Source organism: Bacillus sp. 2D03 (genome assembly GCF_003946765.1).
GTDB lineage: Bacteria > Bacillota > Bacilli > Bacillales > Bacillaceae_G > Bacillus_A > Bacillus_A cereus.
On record NZ_RPSJ01000019.1, the window covers coordinates 25024 to 48630 of the forward strand.

Genomic DNA, 23607 nt, shown 5'->3' on the forward strand with positions numbered 1-23607 from the left:
ATAATACGAGAGGTGAGAATAGAAAAAGGAGTTTTCTTGTATGGAAGCGAAGAAGTATCAAGCCTTTTGGCGTGGGGCTATTATATTAACGATTGCAAGTTTCGTTACAAAAGTATTAAGCGCTTTTTACCGTATTCCATATCAAAATATAGCGGGGGATATTGGGTTTTATATTTACCAACAAATTTACCCGTTTTATGGATTTTGTTTAATTTTAGCTACTTATGGATTTCCTGTTATCATTTCGAAAATGGTTGCAGAACGACTAGAGCGGGGAAAACAAAAAGAAGCAGAAGAAATTATTTGTGTATCTTTTTGGTTCTTATTAGGAATTGGTTTTATAGGCTTCTTTACATTGTTTTTTGGGGCCGAAACAATTGCGGTAGCTATGGGCGATATACACTTAGATAAATTACTACGTGTTATTTCATTTTCATTCTTATTGATGCCATTTTTGTCTGTAGCAAGAGGGTATTTTCAAGGATTCAACAATATGATGCCAACGGCTGTTTCGCAAGTAATAGAACAAACAATTCGAGTTTCTATTATTGTATTTTTATCGCTATTCCTAATTGCTCACGGATTTGATTTATATACAGTTGGTGCAGGGGCTATGTTAGGCTCAATTGCGGGTGGACTTATTGGGATTATTGTACTTATATTGTATATGCGTCAAGATTTTCGTTCTATATTCTTCAAAAGTGCAGCGAGAATTAAGGGTAAAAGGAAGATAGTTAAAATCCTTTTTTGGCAGGGGTTAGCGATTTGTGTTAGTAATTTAGTGCTTATTTTTATACAGATGGCTGATTCAGTGTCCTTTTACAGCTTACTTATTGGTGCGGGAGAACAGGCTGAAAATGCAAAGGTATTAAAGGGTGTTTATGATAGAAGTATTCCGCTAATGCAATTAGGTACTGTTGTGACGACTTCTTTCTCGTTGTCACTTATTCCGATTATTACAGCGGCGAAGGAAAGAGGAGATCTTTCCTTTATTCAAGAAAAGGTAAAGTTAGCAGTGAAAATAACATGTGTTATTGGACTTGCAGCAGCTATTGGACTAACTTGTATTATTCAACCTACGAATATTATGTTGTTTGAAAACAGTGATGGATCAGATGTTTTATCTATTTTATCGTTATCTATTTTATTTAGTTCATTGTCAATTACGACAGCTTCTATTTTACAAGGATTGGGGCAAACGTTTAAGCCAGCATTATTTGTTGTATTTGGAGGTTGCTTAAAGTTAGCGTTAAATTATATATTCATGCCTTATTTTGGTGTGAAAGGTGCAGCCTTTGCGACTTTATGTGCGTTAATTATAATCTCTGGACTAAATACTTTGTTGCTTACGAGAGCTGTATCAGGGTCACTTATCAATAAGCGAAATATGTTAGGGATAGTAATTAGTGGTATCTGTATGGGATTTGTATTAATGATGTTCACACGTGTGTTACAGATGTCTGGATTAGTAATTGATACGGAACATAGAGGAAGCGCGACACTTGAAGCGTTGTTAGGTGTAGCCATTGGCGGATTGACATATATGTTTTTTATTTTGAAATTACGTGTATTTACAAAAAAAGAATTAGGAACCGTTATGAAACAAGAGAAAAAAGAAGGTTCATTGAAGAAGAGTGGATAGAGGTGACTGGTTGTGAGTGGAATCATTACTGTTTTAGGTTTAGGAGCTGGTGAATTAGATCAGCTAACGATGGGTGTATATCGAAAAATAAAAGAAGCAGACCATCTGTTTGTTAGAACGAAAGAACATCCAGTTATAGAAGAATTGGAGAAAGAAGGCGTACAATATACGTCTTTTGATGCTGTATATGAAGCACATGATACGTTTGAAATTGTATATGAAACAATTGCGAATAAATTGCTAGAACAAGCTGAAGGTACAGAAATTATCTATGCTGTTCCCGGGCATCCACTTGTAGCAGAAAGAACAGTTCAGCTACTGTTGGAAAAAGGAGAGGTTTCAAATGTTGAAGTGCGAATTGAGGGTGGACAAAGTTTCCTTGATCCTATGTTTGCAAGTCTAAAGATTGATCCGATTGAAGGATTCCAATTACTTGATGCTACATCATTTGAAAGAGGGCAATTAGAACTGCGTCAACATTTAATCTTTTGCCAAGTATATGATGCATTCGTTGCATCTGATGTGAAATTAACATTAATGGAGATGTTACCAGATGATTATGAAGTGTATATCGTAACAGCTGCAGGAACTTCATTTGAACAAGTAAAGAAGGTACCGTTGTACATGTTAGATCATGAAACGGAATTGAATAATTTAACGAGTGTGTACGTGCCGCCAGTTCAGGAGCGTGCGTCCTTGTATCAACAGTTTGATGTTCTTAGAGAAATTATTGCGGAACTTCGTGGTCCAAATGGTTGTCCGTGGGATAAAAAGCAAACACATCAATCATTAAAGAAATATTTAATTGAGGAAGCTTATGAAGTGTTGGAAGCAATCGATGAAGAGGATGATGATCACTTAGTAGAAGAATTAGGTGATATATTATTACAAGTTATGCTTCATGCTCAAATCGGAGAAGATGAAGGTTGGTTCTCTATAGATGATATCATTCGAACTCTATCTGAGAAAATGGTTCGTCGCCATCCGCATGTGTTTGGAAATACGGATGTAAACAACGCTGATGAAGTGATTGCAAATTGGGAAGAAATTAAAAAACAAGAAAAAGGATTCGTGAAAGAATCTGTTTTAAATGGCGTTCCCAAAAGTTTGCCGCAGTTACTACGCGCCTATGAAATCCAGAAGAAAGCTGGTAAGGTTGGATTTGATTGGGTTGATGTGCAACCGATGATAGAAAAAGCTTTGGAAGAATGGCAAGAGTTCCAACAAGAGGTTACAAATATGGATGAGAAAAAGATGCTAGGTGAGTTTGGTGATTTACTATTTGCATTTGTTAATATAGCTCGTCATTACAAAATAGATCCAGAAGAGGCGTTACGTTCAACTAATGAGAAATTTACTGGTCGTTTTTTATACATGGAGGCAAAAGTAGCTGAAATGAATAAAGAGATGAAAGATTTATCATTAGAACAGTTAGATGTTTTATGGGAAGAAGCGAAACAAACAGAGCGTTAATAGGGGGATTTGATATGCGTCTAGATAAGTTTTTAAAAGTATCACGTTTAATTAAAAGAAGAACATTAGCGAAAGAAGTAGCTGATCAAGGAAGAATATCTATTAATGGTCAAGTGGCAAAAGCGAGTTCTGATGTGAAAGTAGCTGATGAATTAACAATTCGTTTTGGTCAAAAAATAGTGACTGTGAAAATAAATGAATTAAAAGAAACAACTAAAAAAGAAGATGCAGCAAATATGTATAGCTTAGTTCGTGAAGAAAAAGTAAAAGCGGAAGAAGGCTTGTTCTAAAATCATTTATCCCCTCATACATTACTATTAGCTAGTAAAAACCTATGGGGGGATTTACGTGAATAATGGTTACTCACCTACGTCTTCTAATCAACAAAATGTTTCTGTAGAGCATGACATTATTATGCGTGGCAGGCGTATAATTGATATTACCGGTGTGAAGCAGGTAGAGAGTTTTGATAGCGAAGAGTTTTTACTAGAGACCGTAATGGGTTTTTTAACAATTCGTGGTCAAAATTTACAAATGAAAAATTTAGATGTGGAAAAAGGTATTGTGTCGATTAAAGGGAAAGTTAATGAGATGCTGTATATTGATGAAAATCAAGGGGAAAAAACTAAAGGTTTCTTTAGTAAGTTGTTTAAATGAGCTTAACAATTCAGTTGTATACAATGCTTTCAATGATTGGAATGGGTGCTTGGATTGGAGCGTCTTTAGATACATATCAACGTTTTTTAAAGCGCCAAGAACGTAAACGTTGGCTTGTATTTATACATGATATATTATTTTGGATTGTCCAAGCATTATCCGTCTTTTATGTATTGCTTCTCGTAAATGAAGCTGAGCTACGTATATATGTGTTTTTGGCATTATTATGTGGTTTTGCGGCATATCAAAGCTTACTGAAGGCACTATACATGAAGCTGTTAAATTTTCTCATCTATATTTTTATGCAAACAACATATTTTTTTGTTCGAATTATACAGCTACTCATGATAAAACCTGTTATTATTATAGCGCAGCTATTTATTGCATTTATATTATTCTTATTTCGTATACTGCTTTCAATTGGACATGTGTTATGGAAAATGGTGATTTGGATATTACTTTTCATATGGAAAGTTTTTTTCTGGCCTGTTCGATTTATTGCTTCGCTCATATGGAAACTTCTCCCTAATCGTGTTAAACTTTTTATAGTGAAACATATAGGGTTCCTGCAATATATAGCAAAATTGAAGGGACATATCTTCCAACTATGGGAGCATATAAAAAAGAAGTTAGGGGGACCTCGGAAATGAGGGAACTGAGACAAAGAACAATCGAAAAACAGAGTCCAAATCCTGTTAAAGAGCATATAATACAAACGGATGAGAACAGGAAGCGACTTTATCGCCGTTTAGCGGTTTTTCTTGTCTTTACTTTTACAATTATTGCGAGTATTAGTGTAACGTTTTATCAACAAAACAGTTCCATTAAAGCAAAAGAAGCAAAAGTTAAGGACATGAAAAAAGAACTGGATTCATTAACGAATAAAGAAAAAAGTCTAAAAGACGAAGTTCAAAAGTTAAATGATGAAGAGTACGTATTAAAGATTGCTAGAAGGGATTATTTCTTCTCTGGTAAAGGGGAGATAATTTTTCCTGTTTCTAAGTAGAGTATGTCTTATTGACACTATATTTTAGGATTATATATAATAAAGTAAAATTTGACTTTTTAACCACTAAGGAGGAGCATTTTTTTTATGTCAATCGAGGTAGGCAGCAAGTTACAGGGTAAAGTAACAGGTATTACAAATTTTGGGGCTTTTGTGGAGCTGCCAGAGGGCTTAACGGGTCTTGTTCATATTAGTGAAGTTGCTGATAACTATGTAAAAGATATTAACGATCACTTAAAAGTGGGCGACCAAGTAGAAGTAAAAGTTATTAATGTTGAAAAAGATGGAAAGATTGGTTTATCTATCAAAAAAGCGAAAGAACGTGAAAAAACAGAAGGAGATCGTCCACGCGGTGAATACCAACGCGGTGGTGATCAACAACGTTCTGGACGTCCACAACGTAATAATCGCTCTTTCAACAGAGATAATCGCGGTGGCGGTAACGACCGAGCTCCGAAAGAAACATTTGAGCAAAAGATGGCACGCTTCTTAAAAGATAGCGAAGATCGTTTAACTTCTTTAAAGCGTAACACAGAGTCTAAACGTGGTGGCCGTGGCGCGCGTCGCGGATAATAAGGACGTTTAGTTTTTAACATATAGAGAGGTACCCAGAGTGATGGCTCAGGGTGCTTTTTTATATGTTAAAAATATTTTTAAAAAAGTTTTTGAGATGTGTTGACTTTAATTAGTATCTGATGTAAGATACTAATTGTCCGTTAAATAAGACGACATGGCGGTGTAGCTCAGCTGGCTAGAGCGTACGGTTCATACCCGTGAGGTCGGGGGTTCGATCCCCTCCGCCGCTATATTTAATTTAACGGCCCGTTGGTCAAGTGGTTAAGACACCGCCCTTTCACGGCGGTAACACGGGTTCGAATCCCGTACGGGTCATCTAAAAAGATCATGCAAATTTGCATGATCTTTTTTTGTTAAATAAATTAAGATATACAACACTTCTACAAAATCACCCTATATTTTCTGAATATTTAATTAAAATCTCAAAAATAACTTACATACCGTGTATATCTGTAGAGTTATTTCGAATAAAAAGTCGAACGATTATAAAAGTGAAAACTGTTGTTTTGACAAAAAAACCAACAATCATCTTTTATAATGACAGTAATTAAACTATGCAGGTGGTGTTAAAAATATGCCTAAAGCAGGAAGGAATACTATGAATACAAGTGCATTGGCAATGAATGAGAGTCAGCTTGGAGGAATAAAGTGGACGAGTAAGTTGCGAATGAAATTTGAGCAAGTTTTCTTTAGATGGGGATTTATTATTGTTGTTATTGGTTTTCTTTTGGGACGAGCATATATATTAACAAATATTTTACCGTTTGCACTCCCATTTTTTGCTGCTGTTTATGTTATGAAGCGGGATAAGATGCCGCTAGCATTTTTAGCTCTAATGGGAGGAGCTCTTTCGGTATCGATAGATAATTTGTTTTTTACCTTTGCATCTATCTTTACCTTCTTCATTTATAATATCTTCTTTAGTCGATTTACACGTAAAACTGTTGGACTTGTTCCATTTCAAGTATTTATCTCCGCATTAACCGCACACTTAGTTGTTGTATATTTTGCGCAACAAACTGTCACCATGTACGATTTACTCGTTAGTACCATTGAGGCTGGGCTTAGTTTCGTATTAACTATGATATTTTTACAAAGCGTCCCGCTTTTAGTGGAAAGGAAAGGAAAACAACAGGCATTAGAGACGGAAGAAATTGTTTGTTTGATTATATTACTAGCATCTGTTTTAACGGGTACAACAGATTGGTTTGTATATGATGCTTCTATTCAACATATTTTTACAAGGTATTTAGTGCTAGTATTTGCATTTATTGCGGGTGCTGCCACAGGATCCACAGTAGGGGTTGTAACAGGACTAATATTAAGTTTAGCAAATGTGTCTAGCTTGTCTCAGCTTAGCCTTCTTGCTTTCTCTGGATTGCTTGGTGGATTGTTAAAAGAAGGGAAGCGTTTAGGTGTTAGTTTAGGTTTATTAATTGGGACAAGCTTAATTACATTATATGTGGACAAACAGACAAATATTGTAACAACTTTAATTGAGTCAGGTGTAGCGATTGTTATCTTCTTATTAACACCGAAGCTTGTTTTGGATCGTATTGCTAAATTTATGCCAGGTACACAAGAGCATTCGCAAGATCAACAACAGTATTTAAGAAGGATGCGTGATGTTACAGCAAATAAAATCAACCAATTTGCAAATGTATTTGCTGCTTTATCTAATAGCTTTTCTGTATATGGGTATGTAGAGGAAGAAGATAAAGAGACAGAAGCAGATTTGTTTTTGAGTACAATTACTGCGAAAACATGTCAAACATGCTTTAAAAAGGATCAATGCTGGGTAGTGAATTTTGATAAAACGTACGATTATATGAAACAAATAATGAATGAAACGGAAGAAGGAACCCTGCAACATAATCGTAAATTAGTTCGTGAGTGGGACAAGCATTGTGTGAGAGGGAAAAAAGTGACGGATTTAGTAGCGGGTGAATTAGATCACTTCTATGAGGGACAAAAATTACGAAAACAAATGAAGGAAAATCGTAGAATAGTAGCGGAGCAATTATTAGGTGTATCAAAGGTTATGGAGGATTTTGCTAAGGAGATACAACGAGAGCGTGAAAATCATCAAGTGCAGGAAGAACAGATTATGCAAGCATTCCGTGATTTTGGTGTCGAAGTAGAGCATGTTGATATTTATTGTTTAGATAGAGGAAGTATTGATATTGAAATGTTAATTCCAGTTGCATCTAATGAACATGGTGAATGTGAAAAGTTAGTTGCACCGATGCTTTCGGATATCCTTAAAGAAAATATTGTCGTTAAACATGAAGAAAAGTCTTCTTATCCAAATGGCCATAGTTTAATATCATTTGGTTCGGCGAAGACGTATTCTCTTGATACAGGATTGGCTACAGCTGCAAAAGGCGGTGGATTTGTTTCGGGTGACTCTTATGCGATGATGGATTTAAGTGTTGGTAAATATGCACTTGCAATTAGTGATGGTATGGGGAATGGGCAAAGGGCTCATATGGAAAGTAAGGAAACGGTGAAATTATTACAAAAAATACTCCAATCGGGCATTGATGAAGAAATAGCAATTAAGTCTATCAATTCAATTCTTTCTTTGAGAACGACAGAAGAGATGTTTACGACGTTAGATTTAGCTATGGTAGATTTGCGGGATGCGAGTGCAAGGTTTTTAAAGATTGGATCGACGCCGAGTTTTGTTAAACGCGCAAATAATATTTTGAAAATTGAAGCAAGTAATTTGCCGATGGGAATCATTGAAGATGTTGAAGTTGATGTGGTGGGTGAACAATTAAAAACGGGCGATATTCTTATTATGATGAGCGATGGGATTTTTGAAGGAGCACAGCATGTGGAGAATCATGAATTGTGGATGAAACGAAAAATTAAAGAATTGCAAACCGAAGACCCGCAAGAAATTGCTGATATCATTATGGAAGAAGTGATTCGCTCTTGTGATGGTTATATAAATGATGATATGACTATTGTAGTGGCAAAAGTGAAGAAAAATATGCCGAAGTGGGCTACGATTCCGATTGTAGGAATGCAGGCGCAGTAAAATGTAAGTGGAATGTTTATCTATAATTTGATTTTAAAAACCTAGGTGAATACCTAGGTTTTTTTGTGGAAAAAGGTAATGTTATTAATTTTGTGAATATACACGGAGGATGTAAGATAAAAATGTAATTTTTGTATATCTTTTTTTTGCACAATGTTTGTAAAAGTTGTACCATTGTAGACAAGGCAACTAACGTTGCTGTTCTTGTTTAATGAAAGGTGATTACGAAGTTGAAAGATACATTTGTTGAAAAAGTAGATGACTTTGTAAAGCAGCATGATGTATTAAAGAATGATTCAACAATTGTTGTGGGAGTTTCTGGTGGTCCTGACTCGTTAGCGCTTTTATATTATTTATTAGAAAAAAGAGCGGAAAAACAGTTGGAAATTGTAGTAGCTCATGTGGATCATATGTTTAGAGGTGATGAATCTCATGAGGATTTACGGTTTGTGCAGGGCCTTTGTGAAGAACTGGGAATTATTTGTGAAACGATAAGGATTAATGTATCACAATATCAACAGCAATACGGAATGAATGCACAGGTTGCTGCTAGAGAATGCAGATATGCATTTTTGGAAAGAATAATGAAGAAATATGATGCAAGATATGTTGCTCTTGGACATCATGGAGATGATCAAGTCGAGACAATTTTAATGCGTCTTGTAAGAGGGAGTACTCCGAAAGGATATGCAGGAATTGCAGTGAAGCGTCCTTTTCATAATGGGTATTTAATTAGGCCGTTACTTGGGGTAACGAAGGAAGAAATTGTTGATTACTGTAATAAGCTAAATTTAATGCCACGTATAGATCCGAGTAATAAAAAGGAAGTATATACAAGGAATCGATTACGTAAATATGTCCTTCCTCATTTGAAAGAAGAAAATCCACAAGTGCATGAGAAATTCCAAAAATTTAGCGTGCAGATGCAAGAGGATGAGGCTTATTTGCAGGAATTAGCTTTTGAAAAAATGAATAAAGTAATTACAAAAAAAAGTGATAAACAAATTAGCTTATCAATTCCTGCCTTTGAATCCATGTCTATGCCTTTACAAAGAAGAGGGATTCAACTAATATTAAACTATCTTTATGAATATAAGATTCCATCTTCTCTTTCTTCCATACATATTGACAAGGTGATTGAGTTTTTTAAGCGGACACAACCTTCAGGTTCACTTGATTTTCCAGGTGATTTGAAAATTGTTCGTACATACGAGGAGTGTAGCTTTAGATTTAAACAAGAAATTGTTTCTCCTTTTTTACAAGATTTATCAGTACCCGGGACCATTACGCTATTGAACGGGGATGAATTTGTAACAGAGGTGAGCGAAGATATACCAAGTAACATGAATGAAACAGTATTTGTTGCTAAGTATAATGATATATCATATCCACTTCGTATTCGTTCTAGGGAAAATGGAGATCGCATGTCAATACAAGGTATGAATGGCACGAAAAAGATAAAAGCTATTTTTATCGAAGCAAAAGTACCGAAAGAAAAAAGAGAAGAATGGCCGGTCGTTTGTGATGCAAGTGGGACCATTATTTGGGTACCCTTGTTGAAGCGATCTGCATTTGCAATTTCGAAAGAGATGGCAAAGAAGGATAAATATATGATTATTCACTACAAAAGCAAGGAGTCTTCCGGGAGGATAATGAAATGATGAATCAAGATATCGAAAAAGTATTAATTTCTGAAGAGCAAATACAAGAAAAGGTGCGCGAACTAGGTGCAATTGTTGCAGAGGATTATAAAAACACAGTACCTCTTGCAATTGGTGTATTAAAAGGCGCAATGCCATTCATGGCAGATTTATTAAAGAGAACAGATACATATCTTGAAATGGATTTTATGGCTGTATCTAGTTACGGTCACTCTACAGTTTCAACAGGCGAAGTGAAAATTTTAAAAGATCTTGATACTTCTGTAGAAGGTCGCGATATTTTAATCGTCGAAGATATTATTGATAGTGGTCTTACACTAAGCTACTTAGTAGACTTATTCAAATATCGTAAAGCGAAGTCTGTAAAAATTGTTACATTATTAGATAAGCCAACAGGCCGTAAGGTTGATCTGAAAGCGGATTATGTTGGATTTACTGTTCCACATGAATTTGTAGTAGGATATGGATTAGATTATAAAGAGCAGTACCGTAATCTTCCTTATGTAGGCGTATTAAAACCAAGCGTTTACTCAAATTAATTAAATATAGGCTTCACAATTGTATAGGAAAGTTTTTCTATGTTACGATTTACTATAGTGTTTATGCCGTGAGAGGAGGTTAGGAATGAATCGTATCTTCCGTAATACCATCTTTTATTTACTGATATTCTTAGTAGTAATTGGAATCGTGAGCTATTTTAATGGTTCGACACAAAAAACGACATCAGTTAGCTACGACAAATTCATTACTAAACTAGAAAGCGGTGAAGTGCGTAATGTGCAACTTCAACCGAAAAATGGTGTATTTGAGGTAAAAGGACAATTTAATAACTCTAGCCAAGGAGAACAATTTGTTACTTATGCACCAAATACTGAGGAATTACAAAAGAAAATTAATGATAAAGCGAAAGGTGCCGAAGTTAAGTATCAACCAGCAGAAGAAACAAGTGCTTGGGTAACATTCTTTACTTCAATCATTCCATTTGTCATCATCTTCATTTTATTCTTCTTCTTATTAAACCAAGCTCAAGGCGGCGGTAGCCGTGTTATGAACTTCGGGAAAAGTAAGGCGAAGTTATATAATGATGAAAAGAAAAAAGTTCGTTTCAGAGATGTTGCTGGTGCGGATGAAGAGAAACAAGAACTTGTTGAGGTAGTTGAATTCTTGAAAGACCCTCGTAAGTTCTCTGAAGTTGGTGCTCGTATTCCAAAGGGTGTCCTATTAGTTGGACCTCCAGGTACAGGTAAAACTTTATTAGCACGTGCTGTTGCAGGTGAGGCTGGCGTTCCATTCTTCTCTATCAGTGGTTCTGACTTCGTAGAGATGTTTGTCGGTGTCGGTGCATCACGTGTACGTGATTTATTTGAAAATGCAAAGAAAAATGCTCCTTGTATCATTTTCATTGATGAAATTGATGCAGTAGGGCGTCAACGTGGCGCAGGTCTTGGTGGTGGCCATGATGAGCGTGAGCAAACGTTGAACCAATTACTTGTTGAAATGGATGGATTCGGTGCAAACGAAGGTATTATTATCATCGCTGCGACAAACCGTCCTGATATTCTTGATCCAGCATTATTACGTCCAGGTCGTTTTGACCGTCAAATTACAGTAGATCGTCCAGATGTAAATGGCCGTGAAGCTGTACTGAAGGTGCATGCTCGTAATAAACCGCTTGATGAGAATATCAACTTAAGAGCAATTGCAACTCGTACGCCAGGATTCTCTGGTGCTGATCTTGAAAACTTATTAAACGAAGCTGCTTTAGTAGCTGCGCGTCAAGATAAGAAGAAAATTGATATGAGTGACATTGATGAAGCAACGGATCGCGTTATTGCAGGTCCGGCTAAGAAAAGTCGTGTTATCTCTGAAAAAGAACGTAATATCGTTGCTTTCCATGAAGCGGGTCATACTGTAATTGGTGTTGTTCTTGATGAAGCTGATGTCGTTCATAAAGTAACAATTGTCCCTCGTGGTCAAGCTGGTGGATATGCAGTAATGCTTCCGAAAGAAGATCGTTACTTCATGACAAAGCCAGAGTTACTTGATAAAATCACTGGTTTACTTGGTGGTCGAGTAGCTGAGGAGATTGTATTTGGTGAAGTGAGTACAGGTGCTCACAACGACTTCCAACGTGCGACGGGCATTGCGAGACGTATGGTTACAGAATTCGGTATGAGTGATAAGCTTGGACCAATGCAATTTGGTAGTTCGCAAGGTGGTCAAGTGTTCTTAGGAAGAGACTTCCATTCAGAGCAAAACTACAGTGATGCAATTGCACACGATATCGATGTAGAAATGCAAACGATTATGAAAGAATGTTATGCTCGTGCAAAAGACATTCTTACTGAAAATCGTGATAAGCTAGATCTTATTGCAAAAACGTTACTTGAAGTAGAAACGTTAGATGCTGAGCAAATCAATCATTTATGTGATTACGGCAGATTGCCAGAACGTCCAACATCTTCAGATGATGTGAAAGTAAACATCAACATGAAGAAAGACGATGAAGATAAAGAAGATAAGTAAGAAACGAAGGAGTGACTATCGTCACTCCTTTTTTGTTTGTTAAAACCTTTATTAATTACTATTGAGAACTTAGTGGATAAAGTAATTTAAGTAAAACTAGTATTAAAAATTGAAATAGAGAGCGATCTTTTTGTAAAATGATGAGGATAGGAAAGCTGATTATATAAGTATGTGTGATATGATGTTTTTATAAGTTTTATACATACTGCACAAATATAGATTAAATAAGATAAGTGGTGAGAATATGATTTTTGTATTGGATGTAGGGAACACAAATGCTGTACTAGGTGTGTTTGAAGAGGGGGAACTTCGTCAGCATTGGCGCATGGAAACAGATCGTCATAAGACAGAAGATGAATATGGAATGCTTGTAAAGCAATTGCTTGAGCATGAAGGTCTTTCGTTTGAAGATGTGAAAGGTATTATTGTGTCTTCAGTCGTACCACCAATTATGTTTGCTTTAGAGCGCATGTGTGAAAAATATTTTAAAATTAAACCGCTTGTAGTAGGGCCTGGGATAAAAACAGGGCTAAATATTAAATATGAAAATCCGCGTGAAGTAGGCGCAGACCGAATTGTAAATGCAGTAGCAGGAATCCACTTATATGGAAGTCCGCTTATTATTGTTGATTTTGGTACGGCTACTACATATTGTTATATTAACGAAGAAAAGCATTATATGGGTGGAGTTATTACGCCAGGAATTATGATTTCAGCAGAGGCTTTATATAGCAGAGCAGCAAAACTTCCTCGTATCGAAATTACAAAACCAAGCAGTGTAGTTGGGAAAAATACAGTAAGTGCGATGCAATCGGGTATTCTTTATGGTTATGTTGGACAAGTGGAAGGTATTGTTAAGCGTATGAAAGAAGAAGCTAGACAAGAACCTAAAGTTATTGCAACAGGTGGATTAGCAAAATTAATTTCCGAAGAATCGAATGTAATTGATATTGTAGATCCATTTTTAACGTTAAAAGGTTTGTACATGTTATATGAACGTAATGCAAATTTACAGCATGAGAAAGGTGAATAAATACGTATGAAAGATTATTTAGTAAAAGCGTTAGCGTTTGATGGAGAAGTGCGTGCGTATAGTGTACGTACAACAAATACAGTAAGTGAGGCGCAAAGACGTCATGATACATGGAGAACAGCTTCAGCGGCACTAGGGCGTTCTTTAACTGCGGGTACAATGATGGGCGCAATGTTAAAAGGTGAGCAAAAGTTAACGATTAAGGTAGAAGGTAACGGTCCGATTGGTCCTATCTTAGTAGATGCTCATGCAAATGGAGATGTACGTGGTTATGTAACGAATCCGCATGTTGATTTTGAAGGAACAGAACAAGGGAAGTTACGTGTATATCAAGCGGTAGGTACAGAGGGGTTTGTAACTGTAATTAAAGATATTGGAATGCGTGAGCCGTTTATTGGTCAATCTCCAATCGTTTCAGGAGAATTAGGAGAAGACTTTACGTATTATTTTGCAGTTTCTGAACAAACGCCTTCTTCTGTAGGTGTTGGTGTTCTTGTAAATGGAGATGATAGCATATTAGCGGCAGGTGGATTTATCCTTCAAATTATGCCGGGTGCGCAAGATGAAACGATTTCATTTATTGAAGACCGTTTACAAAAAATTCCCCCTGTATCAACGTTGATTGAACAAGGCCTTTCTCCGGAAGAGCTACTATATGCAGTTCTTGGAGAAGATAAAGTAAAAGTATTAGAAACGATGGATGTTCAATTTAATTGCACATGCTCACGCGAGCGTATTGAGAGTGTATTAATTAGTTTAGGTAAAACAGAGTTAGAGCAAGTTCGTGAAGAAGAGGAAGAGACAGAAGTGCACTGTCATTTCTGTAATGAACGATACAAGTTCTCTAAAGAAGATATTACAAATTTAATCGAGAATTTGTAATAAGGGAATTAAGAGGAGCAATCCTCCAAATGAATTGACAAACAGGGAATTTTCTGACAAAATCTAAATATAGATAAAACCAATAAAAATACTCGGTGTTAGGAGTGACAGGAATGCGAGTGGCACAATCAGTTTCAGAATTAATCGGGAAAACGCCGATCGTCAAGTTGAACCGCATCGTAGAATCAGACAGCGCAGATATATACTTAAAATTAGAATTTATGAATCCGGGGAGTAGCGTTAAAGATCGTATCGCATTAGCTATGATTGAAGATGCTGAAAAAAATGGATTATTAAAAGAAGGCGATACAATCATTGAGCCGACAAGTGGTAACACAGGAATTGGTTTAGCGATGGTAGCGGCTGCTAAAGGATATAATGCAATCTTAGTAATGCCAGAAACAATGAGTATTGAGCGTCGTAATTTATTACGTGCTTACGGTGCGGAATTAGTATTGACTCCAGGGCCTGAAGGAATGGGTGGAGCAATTCGTAAAGCGACTGAATTAGCAAAAGAGCATGGCTACTTTATACCACAACAGTTCAAAAACCAATCGAATCCAGAAATTCACCGTTTAACAACAGGTCCAGAAATTATTGAACAAATGGGCGACCAATTAGATGCGTTTATTGCAGGTATTGGTACAGGTGGAACGATTACTGGTGCGGGTGAAGTACTGAAGGAAGCGTATAAAGATATTAAAATTTATGCAGTAGAACCTGCAGATTCACCAGTATTATCTGGTGGGAAACCAGGTCCACATAAAATCCAAGGAATTGGGGCGGGATTTATTCCGGAGACGTTGGATGTAGAAGTATATGATGAAATTATTCAAGTGAAAACAGAGCAAGCATTTGAATATGCGAGAAGAGTGGCTAAAGAGGAAGGTATTTTAGTTGGTATCTCTTCAGGTGCAGTTATTTATGCAGCAACAGAAGTTGCGAAAAAGTTAGGTAAAGGGAAAAAGGTACTTGTTATTATCCCGAGTAACGGTGAACGTTATTTAAGTACACCACTTTATCAATTTGAATCATAATTAAACGCGATTGAAAAAGCATCCTTGAAAAAGGGTGCTTTTTCTTTTGGGATTGGAAATAGGAAAAGAGTGAATGACTAGAAAACTTCATGTAAAATAAGAGGTAGTATAATTAAATTATTTTCACTAGCCTTCGAGTATAATCAATCTCTATATAAATAACTTATGTAGTTTGAGCTGGTTAATCTAAGAGGGTGGGATAAAAGAAGACGGGGTGTTGATATGCAACGAAGAAAATCTTTAGCGCTTTCTATTCCATATCAGTTAGATTTCTTTAAGCAATATAAATTTCTTTCTCAGGGTAAATCGCAACATATTTTGTTAGAAAGCGGCCGTGGCGGTCGTTATAACATTGTAGGGCTGAACCCAGTAGCGGTAATCCGAGGGAAGGATGAAACGTTACATATAAGTGAAAGTGGTAAGGAAACAATAAAATGGGGGAATCCGTTAGATTTAATGCAAGAATATATGGAACAATGGAAGACGGACTATAACCCAGAGTATCCGCCTTTTCAAGGTGGTGCAATTGGCTATTTCAGTTATGACTGTATCCGTTATATTGAAAAGCTACCTTCTCTTGCGGAAGATGATATTAATATACCTGACATCTTCTTTTTATTATTTGATGATGTATTTGTCTATGATCAAAAAGAAAAAGTGTTATGGGTTATTACGCATTATGTAGATAAATATGAAGAGGCAAAAGAACGGCTAAATGAGTGGAAGAGTCTTTGGATGACAGAAGCGCCTGAAGTGACCGTGCCCTTTGAAAGTCCTGAAAAGAAAAGTGAAGCAGTTGCTTTTACTGAAGCCAGCTTTATGAAGGCAGTTGAATGTATTCAAGAATATATTGGGGCGGGTGATGTGTTCCAAGTAAACTTGTCGACGAGACAAGAAAGAACGTTACAGACACACCCACTAGAAATTTATACAAGTCTTCGTGAAATTAATCCATCTCCATATATGGGTTACCTGGAGCTTGGGGATTTTCAAATTGTTAGTGGATCGCCAGAGTTGTTAATTAAGAAACAAGGAACTGAAGTAAGTACAAGACCAATTGCTGGAACGAGATCTAGAGGCGCGGATGAGCAAGAGGATGAAGAATTAGCAAGAGAATTAATTGAGAACGAAAAAGAAAGAGCAGAGCATGTAATGCTTGTGGATTTAGAAAGAAATGATTTAGGACGTGTTTGTAAATATGGCACTGTAGAAGTAGATGAATTTATGGTGATTGAGAAATACTCACATGTTATGCATATTGTTTCTAATGTACGTGGTGAGGTGGAAGAAGATAAAGATGCTTTTGATTTAGTGAAGGCTGTATTCCCTGGGGGAACAATTACTGGTGCCCCGAAAATACGTACGATGGAAATTGTTGAGGAATTAGAACCTGTTCGGAGAGGGATTTATACAGGTTCAATCGGTTGGATTGGTTATTCTGGAGATACAGAATTGAATATTGTAATTAGAACACTTCTTGCTAAAGATGGAAAAGCTCATGTGCAAGCAGGGGCGGGAATTGTAATTGATTCAAATCCAGAAAATGAATATAAAGAGTCGTTAAAAAAGGCGATTGCTTTATGGCGTGCAAAAGAACGTAGCGAAGAAACGGTTAGGTGAGAGAAATGATATTAATGATTGATAATTATGATTCTTTTACATTTAATTTAGTGCAGTTTCTTGGAGAACTTGGACAAGAGCTCGTTGTTAAACGTAACGATGAAGTGACCATTTCAGATATTGAGAATATGAAACCAGATTTTCTAATGATTTCTCCAGGTCCATGTAGTCCTAATGAAGCGGGGATTAGTATGGAAGTTATTAAATACTTTGCTGGAAAGATTCCGATTTTTGGAGTTTGTCTTGGGCATCAATCCATTGCACAAGTGTTTGGTGGAGAGGTTGTCCGTGCAGAACGATTAATGCATGGGAAAACGTCGCTTATGCATCATGATGGAAAGACGATTTTTTCGGATATTCCTAATCCGTTTACTGCGACGCGCTATCATTCCCTTATTGTTAAGAAAGAGACGTTACCCGATTGCTTAGAGGTAACATCTTGGACAGAGGAAGGAGAAATTATGGCACTTCGTCATAAGACATTGCCGATAGAGGGTGTGCAATTCCATCCGGAATCTATTATGACTTCTCATGGGAAAGAGTTGTTACAGAATTTCATTCGTAAATACAGTCCAAGTGCAACATTATGTTAATTTACGTAAATGGTCAGTATGTAGAAGCAAGTGAAGCGAAAATTTCTCCTTATGATCATGGTTATTTATATGGTCTTGGAGTTTTTGAAACGTTTCGTATTTATAATGGTCATCCTTTCTTATTGGATGATCATTATGACCGTTTAATAGAAGCGCTGGATACATTGCAAATTAAATGGACAATGACAAAAAATGACGTGATGCTTATTTTAAAAAATTTACTCGCTAAGAATGAATTGGAGCATGCATATGTACGTTTTAATGTATCAGCGGGTATAGATGAAATAGGATTACAAACGGAAATGTATGAAGAGCCTTCGGTTATTGTTTTTATAAAACCTTTAACAGCTCCAGGAGATGTAGTGGAAAAAGAAGGTGTTATTCTAAAACAAGTGCGAAATACACCGGAAGGAACATTTCGCCTGAAGTCTCATCATTATTTAAATAATATTTTAGGGAAGCGTGAAATTGGAAATGTTGTGAGTAAGGAAGGTATTTTTCTTACTGAAGCAGGTTATGTTGCAGAGGGTATTGTTTCCAATCTATTTTTTGTGAAAGGTGATGTTTTATATACACCTTCGTTAGAGACAGGGATTTTAAATGGTATCACTCGTGCGTTTATTATAAAGAGTGCTGAAGAATTAAATATAGAAGTAAAGGAAGGTTTCTTTACAAAAGATGAGCTACTTTCAGCGGATGAAGTCTTCGTAACAAACTCCATTCAAGAAATTGTTCCGCTTTATCGTATAGAAGCGCAGGATTTCCCGGGTAAAGTAGGAGTGGTTACAAAAAGTTTAATGTACCTTTATGGAATGCAAAGAGAGAAATTATGGAGCAGAAATGAATTACGAAGAGGAGATGTGTAGTTTGAAGTGGGATTATGATTTACGCTGCGGCGAATATACATTGAATTTAAATGAAAAGACATTAATTATGGGGATTTTAAATGTAACACCAGATTCGTTTTCTGATGGTGGGAGTTACAACGAGGTAGATGCTGCGGTACGTCACGCAAAAAAAATGCAAGGTGAAGGTGCTCATATTATTGATATTGGTGGCGAATCTACTCGCCCAGGTTTTGCTAAAGTATCAGTAGAAGAAGAAATAAAGCGAGTTGTCCCGATGATTCAAGCAGTTTCAAAAGAAGTAAAGTTGCCTATATCTATCGATACATATAAAGCTGAAGTTGCAAAGCAAGCAATTGAGGCTGGTGCTCATATTATTAATGATATTTGGGGAGCGAAGGCGGAGCCGAAAATTGCTGAAGTCGCAGCTCATTACGATGTACCTATCATTTTAATGCATAACCGCGATAACATGAATTATCGTAATTTAATGGCGGATATGATTGCTGATTTGTATGACAGTATTAAAATTGCTAAAAATGCTGGTGTGCGAGATGAGAATATTATTTTAGATCCAGGTATCGGTTTTGCTAAAACACCTGAGCAGAACTTAGAGGCGATGCGTAATTTAGAACAGTTAAATGTGCTAGGTTATCCGGTTCTCTTAGGTACTTCGAGAAAGTCCTTTATTGGGCACGTATTAGATTTGCCAGTAGAGGAACGCCTTGAGGGAACGGGAGCTACTGTTTGTCTTGGTATTGAAAAGGGCTGTGAGTTTGTTCGTGTCCATGATGTGAAAGAAATGGCGCGTATGGCTAAAATGATGGATGCGATGATTGGTAAGGAGGTAAGGTAATTGGATAAAATTTATATCCATGATATGGAGTTTTATGGTTATCATGGCGTGTTCCCAGAGGAGAATAAATTAGGTCAGAGATTTAAAGTTGACTTAACGGTGGAGTTGGATTTAAAGCGTGCAGGGGAAAGTGATGACTTAGAGCATTCGGTCAATTATGGAGAGCTTTTCGAATTATGTAGAAAAGTTGTTGAGGATAGAAAGTATAAGCTTGTGGAGAGTATCGCTGAAAATATTGCTGCAGATATATTAAAACAATATGAAAGTATTTCGCGCTGTACAATTAAGGTAATTAAGCCGGATCCACCGATACCGGGTCATTATCGTGCTGTAGCAGTAGAAATTACGAGAGAACGTCCATGAACAATATAGCTTACATTGCATTAGGGTCAAATATTGGAGAGCGTTATACGTATCTAACCGAAGCGATTCAGTTTTTAAATAAAAATCCTTATATTCAGGTTGATGATATTTCATCTGTATATGAAACTGAGCCAGTTGGCTATACTGACCAAAGTTGCTTTTTAAATTTAGTTATAAAAATTTCTACCAATTTATCACCACAAGAATTATTGAAAGTAACACAAAAAGTAGAAAATGACCTAGGAAGAAAAAGGGAAATTAGGTGGGGGCCGAGGACTATCGACCTTGACATTTTACTTTATAATCAAGAGAATATTGAAGCAGAGAATCTTATTGTTCCGCATCCGCGGATGTTTGAAAGAGCTTTTGTTATCGTTCCGTTGTTAGAAATTAATCAAGACATAAAACAAAACATTTCATGTTCACAAGTAGAAGAAATGAAAAGGCGAGAGGGAGTAACGGTATGGAAGCAGAAAAATGGGGAAGACGCATTCGTGCTTTTCGAAAGCTAAAAGGTTACACACAAGAAGGTTTTGCTAAAGCACTAGGGGTATCTGTATCTGTTTTAGGTGAGGTTGAGAGAGGGAATAGATCGCCTTCTCAAGATTTTGTAGTAGAAGTTGCTAAGGCATTAAATGTTTCGATAGAGGAATTAATGCCAAAGTGATTGTACAGGAAGGAGTAGATTGATTGTTAAAGATTGCAAATATCGAGATGAAAAATCCGGTTGTACTAGCACCGATGGCGGGAGTGTGTAACTCTGCATTCCGTTTAACAGTAAAAGAATTTGGTGCCGGCTTAGTTTGTGCTGAAATGGTAAGTGATAAGGCAATATTACTTAATAATAAAAGAACATTAGATATGTTATATATCGACGAGAGAGAAAAGCCATTAAGTTTACAAATTTTTGGTGGAGAGAAAGAAACTCTTGTAGATGCTGCGAAATATGTAGATAAATATACGACAGCAGACATAATTGATATTAATATGGGTTGTCCAGTGCCGAAAATCGTTAAATGTGATGCTGGGGCAAGGTGGCTTTTAGACCCGAATAAAATATATGAAATGGTAGCAGCGGTTGTAGATGCTGTTGAAAAGCCGGTTACAGTTAAAATGCGTATCGGTTGGGATGAAGAACATATTTTCGCAATAGAAAATGCTAGGGCTGTTGAGCGTGCTGGTGGCCAAGCTGTGGCGGTTCACGGACGTACACGAGTGCAAATGTATGAAGGAAAAGCGGATTGGGATATTATTAAACAAGTAAAACAAGCTGTAAATATCCCGGTTATCGGAAATGGTGATGTCGCAACGCCGCAAGATGCAAAGCGTATGCTTGATGAAATTGGTGTAGATGGTGTTATGATTGGTCGTGCTGCTCTTGGAGATCCGTGGATGATTTATCGTACGGTAAAGTATTTGGAGACAGGTGAATTAATGCCGGAACCAACAGTGCGCGAGAAAATTGATGTATGTATGTTGCATCTAGATCGTCTTATCAACTTAAAGAATGAAAGTGTCGCTGTAAGAGAGATGAGAAAACATGCAGCTTGGTATTTAAAAGGTGTTCGTGGTAATGCGAGTGTACGTAATGGTATTAATGCTTGTAACACACGGGAAGACCTTGCGAATGTGTTAGGTACATTTGTAGAAGAAGTGGAAGCGAAACAACAAACAATTTACGTTGGTTAATAATGGACATAGGAGATTGACATTCTTCTATACACTTCCTATAATTACGTGAAAGAAAGAAGAGCTGCCAGTTAGTTGCTGGCAGTTTTTCTAGTTGAGTAGAAAATGCTATACTGTATATATTGTAAAATTAAATAGAGCTGGAGTGATATCAATATCATGGATAACATGAACCACGAAGAATTAAACGACCAATTGATTGTTCGTCGTGAAAAGCTACATAATTTACGTGAACAAGGAATTGACCCGTTCGGTAAAAGATTTGAACGTACAAATTCAACAACTGACTTAGTGAGTCTATATGGAGAGTTCTCTAAAGAGGAATTAGAGGAGAAGGAAATCGCTGTTTCTATCGCTGGTCGTATTATGACAAAACGCGGAAAAGGGAAAGCTGGATTTGCACATGTTCAAGATTTACATGGACAAGTTCAAATTTATGTTCGTAAAGATGCTGTTGGAGATGACGAGTACGAATTATTTAAAACAGCAGATTTAGGTGATTTAGTAGGTATTGAAGGTAAAGTGTTCAAAACAAACGTTGGAGAACTTTCAGTAAAAGCAACAGGCTTTACGCTATTAACGAAATCTCTTCGTCCATTACCAGATAAATACCATGGATTAAAAGATGTTGAACAACGCTACCGTCAACGTTACTTAGACTTAATTACAAGTATGGAAAGTCGTGAAACGTTCGTTACTCGTAGTAAAATCATTCGTGAGATGAGAAGATACCTAGATGACAACGGTTATCTTGAAGTGGAAACACCTATGATGCATGCAATTGCAGGTGGAGCTTCTGCGCGTCCTTTCACTACACACCATAATGCGTTAGATATGGAATTATATATGCGTATCGCAATTGAGCTACATTTAAAGCGTCTTATTGTGGGTGGTTTAGAAAAAGTATATGAGATTGGCCGTGTATTCCGTAATGAGGGTGTATCAACTCGTCATAACCCTGAGTTTACGATGATTGAATTATATGAAGCATACGCTGATTATAAAGATATTATGAAGTTAACAGAAGATATGGTTGCTCATATCGCGAAAAAGGTACTGGGTACAACAACAATCCAGTATGGTGATTATGAAATTAATCTAGAACCAGAATGGACACGTCTTCATATGGTAGATGCGATTAAGCAATACTCTGGAGCTGATTTCTGGAATCCGATGAGTGTAGAAGAAGCGCGTGAACTTGCAAAAGAACATAATGTAGAAATTAAAGATACAATGGAAGTCGGTCATATTATAAATGAATTCTTCGAACAAAAAGTAGAAGATAAATTAATCCAACCAACATTTATTTACGGTCATCCGGTAGAAATCTCGCCGCTTGCGAAAAAGAATGATGAAGATCCAAGATTTACAGATCGTTTCGAATTATTTATCGTTGCGCGTGAACATGCAAATGCATTCACTGAGTTAAATGATCCAATCGATCAAAAAGAACGTTTTGAAGCGCAATTAAAAGAGCGCGAACAAGGTAATGACGAAGCTCACATGATGGATGATGATTATATTGAAGCTCTTGAGTACGGTATGCCTCCTACGGGTGGATTAGGAATCGGTATTGATCGTCTAGTTATGTTATTAACAAATGCACCATCTATTCGTGATGTATTATTATTCCCTGCTATGCGCCATAAACAAGACTAAGCTTTGGAGATTTCTCCAAAGCTTTTTTTATTTGAGCATGAGTTGCGTGGGTATAGTAAATCTTGATAGTGCGAGAAATTATATTTATATAGAAGAAATGTGCTGTTTTTATACTTTTTTACTAAGTTAAAAATTTTATTAGAAAAACTATTGCATTTTAATAATCAAACTGGTATATTTATATTCGTTGCCACGAAAGGTAACAAACAAAACAAACGAAAAACAACTTATTGAAAAAAAGTTGTTGACGAAAATATAACGAAATGTTATATTGATAAAGTCGCTTCTGAGCGACAAAGTAGTTCTTTGAAAACTGAACGAAACAAACAACGTGAAACGTCAATTTTTATTTTAGATGCTAGACAAACTAACTTTATTGGAGAGTTTGATCCTGGCTCAGGATGAACGCTGGCGGCGTGCCTAATACATGCAAGTCGAGCGAA

At 36.6% G+C, this 23607-nt stretch carries 23 protein-coding genes, 2 tRNA genes and 1 rRNA gene; all 26 read left to right on the forward strand.

What is annotated here, in order from left to right:
- Window positions 1-40: 40 nt before the first annotated feature.
- On the forward strand, window positions 41-1642 hold the full coding sequence (locus EBQ15_RS28480) for a putative polysaccharide biosynthesis protein (RefSeq protein WP_000387590.1): 1602 nt from the start codon (window positions 41-43) through the stop codon (window positions 1640-1642).
- A gap of 12 nt (window positions 1643-1654) precedes the next feature.
- Window positions 1655-3115, forward strand: a complete 1461-nt coding sequence (gene yabN / locus EBQ15_RS28485) for a bifunctional methyltransferase/pyrophosphohydrolase YabN (protein ID WP_000014279.1) — start codon at window positions 1655-1657, stop codon at window positions 3113-3115.
- A 14-nt stretch (window positions 3116-3129) separates the two neighbouring features.
- On the forward strand, window positions 3130-3405 hold the full coding sequence (locus EBQ15_RS28490) for an RNA-binding S4 domain-containing protein (RefSeq protein WP_001234876.1): 276 nt from the start codon (window positions 3130-3132) through the stop codon (window positions 3403-3405).
- 58 nt (window positions 3406-3463) lie between these two features.
- On the forward strand, window positions 3464-3772 hold the full coding sequence (gene yabP, locus EBQ15_RS28495) for a sporulation protein YabP (RefSeq protein ID WP_001059104.1): 309 nt from the start codon (window positions 3464-3466) through the stop codon (window positions 3770-3772).
- A complete protein-coding gene (yabQ, locus tag EBQ15_RS28500) occupies window positions 3769-4422 on the forward strand; it encodes a spore cortex biosynthesis protein YabQ (RefSeq protein ID WP_000059777.1) in 654 nt (217 codons plus the stop codon). The genes yabP and yabQ overlap by 4 nt, the downstream gene beginning before the upstream one ends.
- The gene (gene divIC / locus EBQ15_RS28505; RefSeq protein WP_001208739.1) at window positions 4419-4778 is read left to right on the forward strand and encodes a cell division protein DivIC; all 360 of its coding nucleotides are present in this window, start codon (window positions 4419-4421) and stop codon (window positions 4776-4778) included. The genes yabQ and divIC overlap by 4 nt, the downstream gene beginning before the upstream one ends.
- A gap of 87 nt (window positions 4779-4865) precedes the next feature.
- Window positions 4866-5351, forward strand: a complete 486-nt coding sequence (locus EBQ15_RS28510) for a S1 domain-containing RNA-binding protein (RefSeq protein WP_000021451.1) — start codon at window positions 4866-4868, stop codon at window positions 5349-5351.
- Window positions 5352-5510: 159 nt separating this feature from the next.
- Window positions 5511-5584, forward strand: a tRNA-Met gene (locus EBQ15_RS28515).
- A 13-nt stretch (window positions 5585-5597) separates the two neighbouring features.
- Window positions 5598-5669, forward strand: a tRNA-Glu gene (locus EBQ15_RS28520).
- 259 nt (window positions 5670-5928) lie between these two features.
- Window positions 5929-8400, forward strand: a complete 2472-nt coding sequence (gene spoIIE, locus EBQ15_RS28525; RefSeq protein WP_001123552.1) for a stage II sporulation protein E — start codon at window positions 5929-5931, stop codon at window positions 8398-8400.
- Window positions 8401-8630: 230 nt separating this feature from the next.
- The gene (gene tilS, locus EBQ15_RS28530; RefSeq protein WP_000655458.1) at window positions 8631-10061 is read left to right on the forward strand and encodes a tRNA lysidine(34) synthetase TilS; all 1431 of its coding nucleotides are present in this window, start codon (window positions 8631-8633) and stop codon (window positions 10059-10061) included.
- The gene (gene hpt, locus EBQ15_RS28535) at window positions 10058-10600 is read left to right on the forward strand and encodes a hypoxanthine phosphoribosyltransferase (protein ID WP_000981844.1); all 543 of its coding nucleotides are present in this window, start codon (window positions 10058-10060) and stop codon (window positions 10598-10600) included. The genes tilS and hpt overlap by 4 nt, the downstream gene beginning before the upstream one ends.
- A gap of 85 nt (window positions 10601-10685) precedes the next feature.
- Complete coding sequence (gene ftsH / locus EBQ15_RS28540) at window positions 10686-12587, forward strand: ATP-dependent zinc metalloprotease FtsH (RefSeq protein ID WP_001079672.1); 1902 nt, start codon at window positions 10686-10688, stop codon at window positions 12585-12587.
- A gap of 244 nt (window positions 12588-12831) precedes the next feature.
- Window positions 12832-13620: a type III pantothenate kinase gene (locus EBQ15_RS28545; RefSeq protein WP_000578368.1), complete on the forward strand. Its 789-nt coding sequence runs from the start codon at window positions 12832-12834 to the stop codon at window positions 13618-13620.
- Window positions 13621-13626: 6 nt separating this feature from the next.
- Window positions 13627-14502 carry a redox-regulated molecular chaperone HslO gene (hslO, locus tag EBQ15_RS28550; RefSeq protein ID WP_000656372.1) on the forward strand — a complete coding sequence of 292 codons (876 nt, stop codon included), beginning with the start codon at window positions 13627-13629 and terminating at the stop codon, window positions 14500-14502.
- Window positions 14503-14615: 113 nt separating this feature from the next.
- Window positions 14616-15539: a cysteine synthase A gene (gene cysK, locus EBQ15_RS28555; RefSeq protein WP_001261718.1), complete on the forward strand. Its 924-nt coding sequence runs from the start codon at window positions 14616-14618 to the stop codon at window positions 15537-15539.
- Window positions 15540-15761: 222 nt separating this feature from the next.
- Entirely contained in the window at window positions 15762-17159 is a 1398-nt protein-coding gene (pabB, locus tag EBQ15_RS28560; protein ID WP_001189723.1) for an aminodeoxychorismate synthase component I, read from the forward strand.
- A gap of 5 nt (window positions 17160-17164) precedes the next feature.
- Window positions 17165-17752, forward strand: a complete 588-nt coding sequence (gene pabA / locus EBQ15_RS28565; RefSeq protein ID WP_000602297.1) for an aminodeoxychorismate/anthranilate synthase component II — start codon at window positions 17165-17167, stop codon at window positions 17750-17752.
- On the forward strand, window positions 17746-18618 hold the full coding sequence (gene pabC, locus EBQ15_RS28570; protein WP_000909876.1) for an aminodeoxychorismate lyase: 873 nt from the start codon (window positions 17746-17748) through the stop codon (window positions 18616-18618). The genes pabA and pabC overlap by 7 nt, the downstream gene beginning before the upstream one ends.
- Window positions 18593-19453 carry a dihydropteroate synthase gene (gene folP / locus EBQ15_RS28575; protein ID WP_033682753.1) on the forward strand — a complete coding sequence of 287 codons (861 nt, stop codon included), beginning with the start codon at window positions 18593-18595 and terminating at the stop codon, window positions 19451-19453. The genes pabC and folP overlap by 26 nt, the downstream gene beginning before the upstream one ends.
- On the forward strand, window positions 19454-19816 hold the full coding sequence (gene folB, locus EBQ15_RS28580; protein ID WP_000358062.1) for a dihydroneopterin aldolase: 363 nt from the start codon (window positions 19454-19456) through the stop codon (window positions 19814-19816). It begins immediately after the preceding gene.
- On the forward strand, window positions 19813-20328 hold the full coding sequence (gene folK, locus EBQ15_RS28585; RefSeq protein WP_001059447.1) for a 2-amino-4-hydroxy-6-hydroxymethyldihydropteridine diphosphokinase: 516 nt from the start codon (window positions 19813-19815) through the stop codon (window positions 20326-20328). Before folB ends, folK begins: the two co-directional genes overlap by 4 nt.
- The gene (locus EBQ15_RS28590; protein WP_000387024.1) at window positions 20280-20483 is read left to right on the forward strand and encodes a helix-turn-helix domain-containing protein; all 204 of its coding nucleotides are present in this window, start codon (window positions 20280-20282) and stop codon (window positions 20481-20483) included. The genes folK and EBQ15_RS28590 overlap by 49 nt, the downstream gene beginning before the upstream one ends.
- A 23-nt stretch (window positions 20484-20506) precedes the next feature.
- Window positions 20507-21505 carry a tRNA dihydrouridine synthase DusB gene (dusB, locus tag EBQ15_RS28595; protein ID WP_000912248.1) on the forward strand — a complete coding sequence of 333 codons (999 nt, stop codon included), beginning with the start codon at window positions 20507-20509 and terminating at the stop codon, window positions 21503-21505.
- A gap of 159 nt (window positions 21506-21664) precedes the next feature.
- Window positions 21665-23164 carry a lysine--tRNA ligase gene (lysS, locus tag EBQ15_RS28600; protein WP_000369668.1) on the forward strand — a complete coding sequence of 500 codons (1500 nt, stop codon included), beginning with the start codon at window positions 21665-21667 and terminating at the stop codon, window positions 23162-23164.
- Window positions 23165-23537: 373 nt separating this feature from the next.
- A 16S ribosomal RNA gene (locus EBQ15_RS28605) occupies window positions 23538-23607 on the forward strand; the annotation flags it as partial.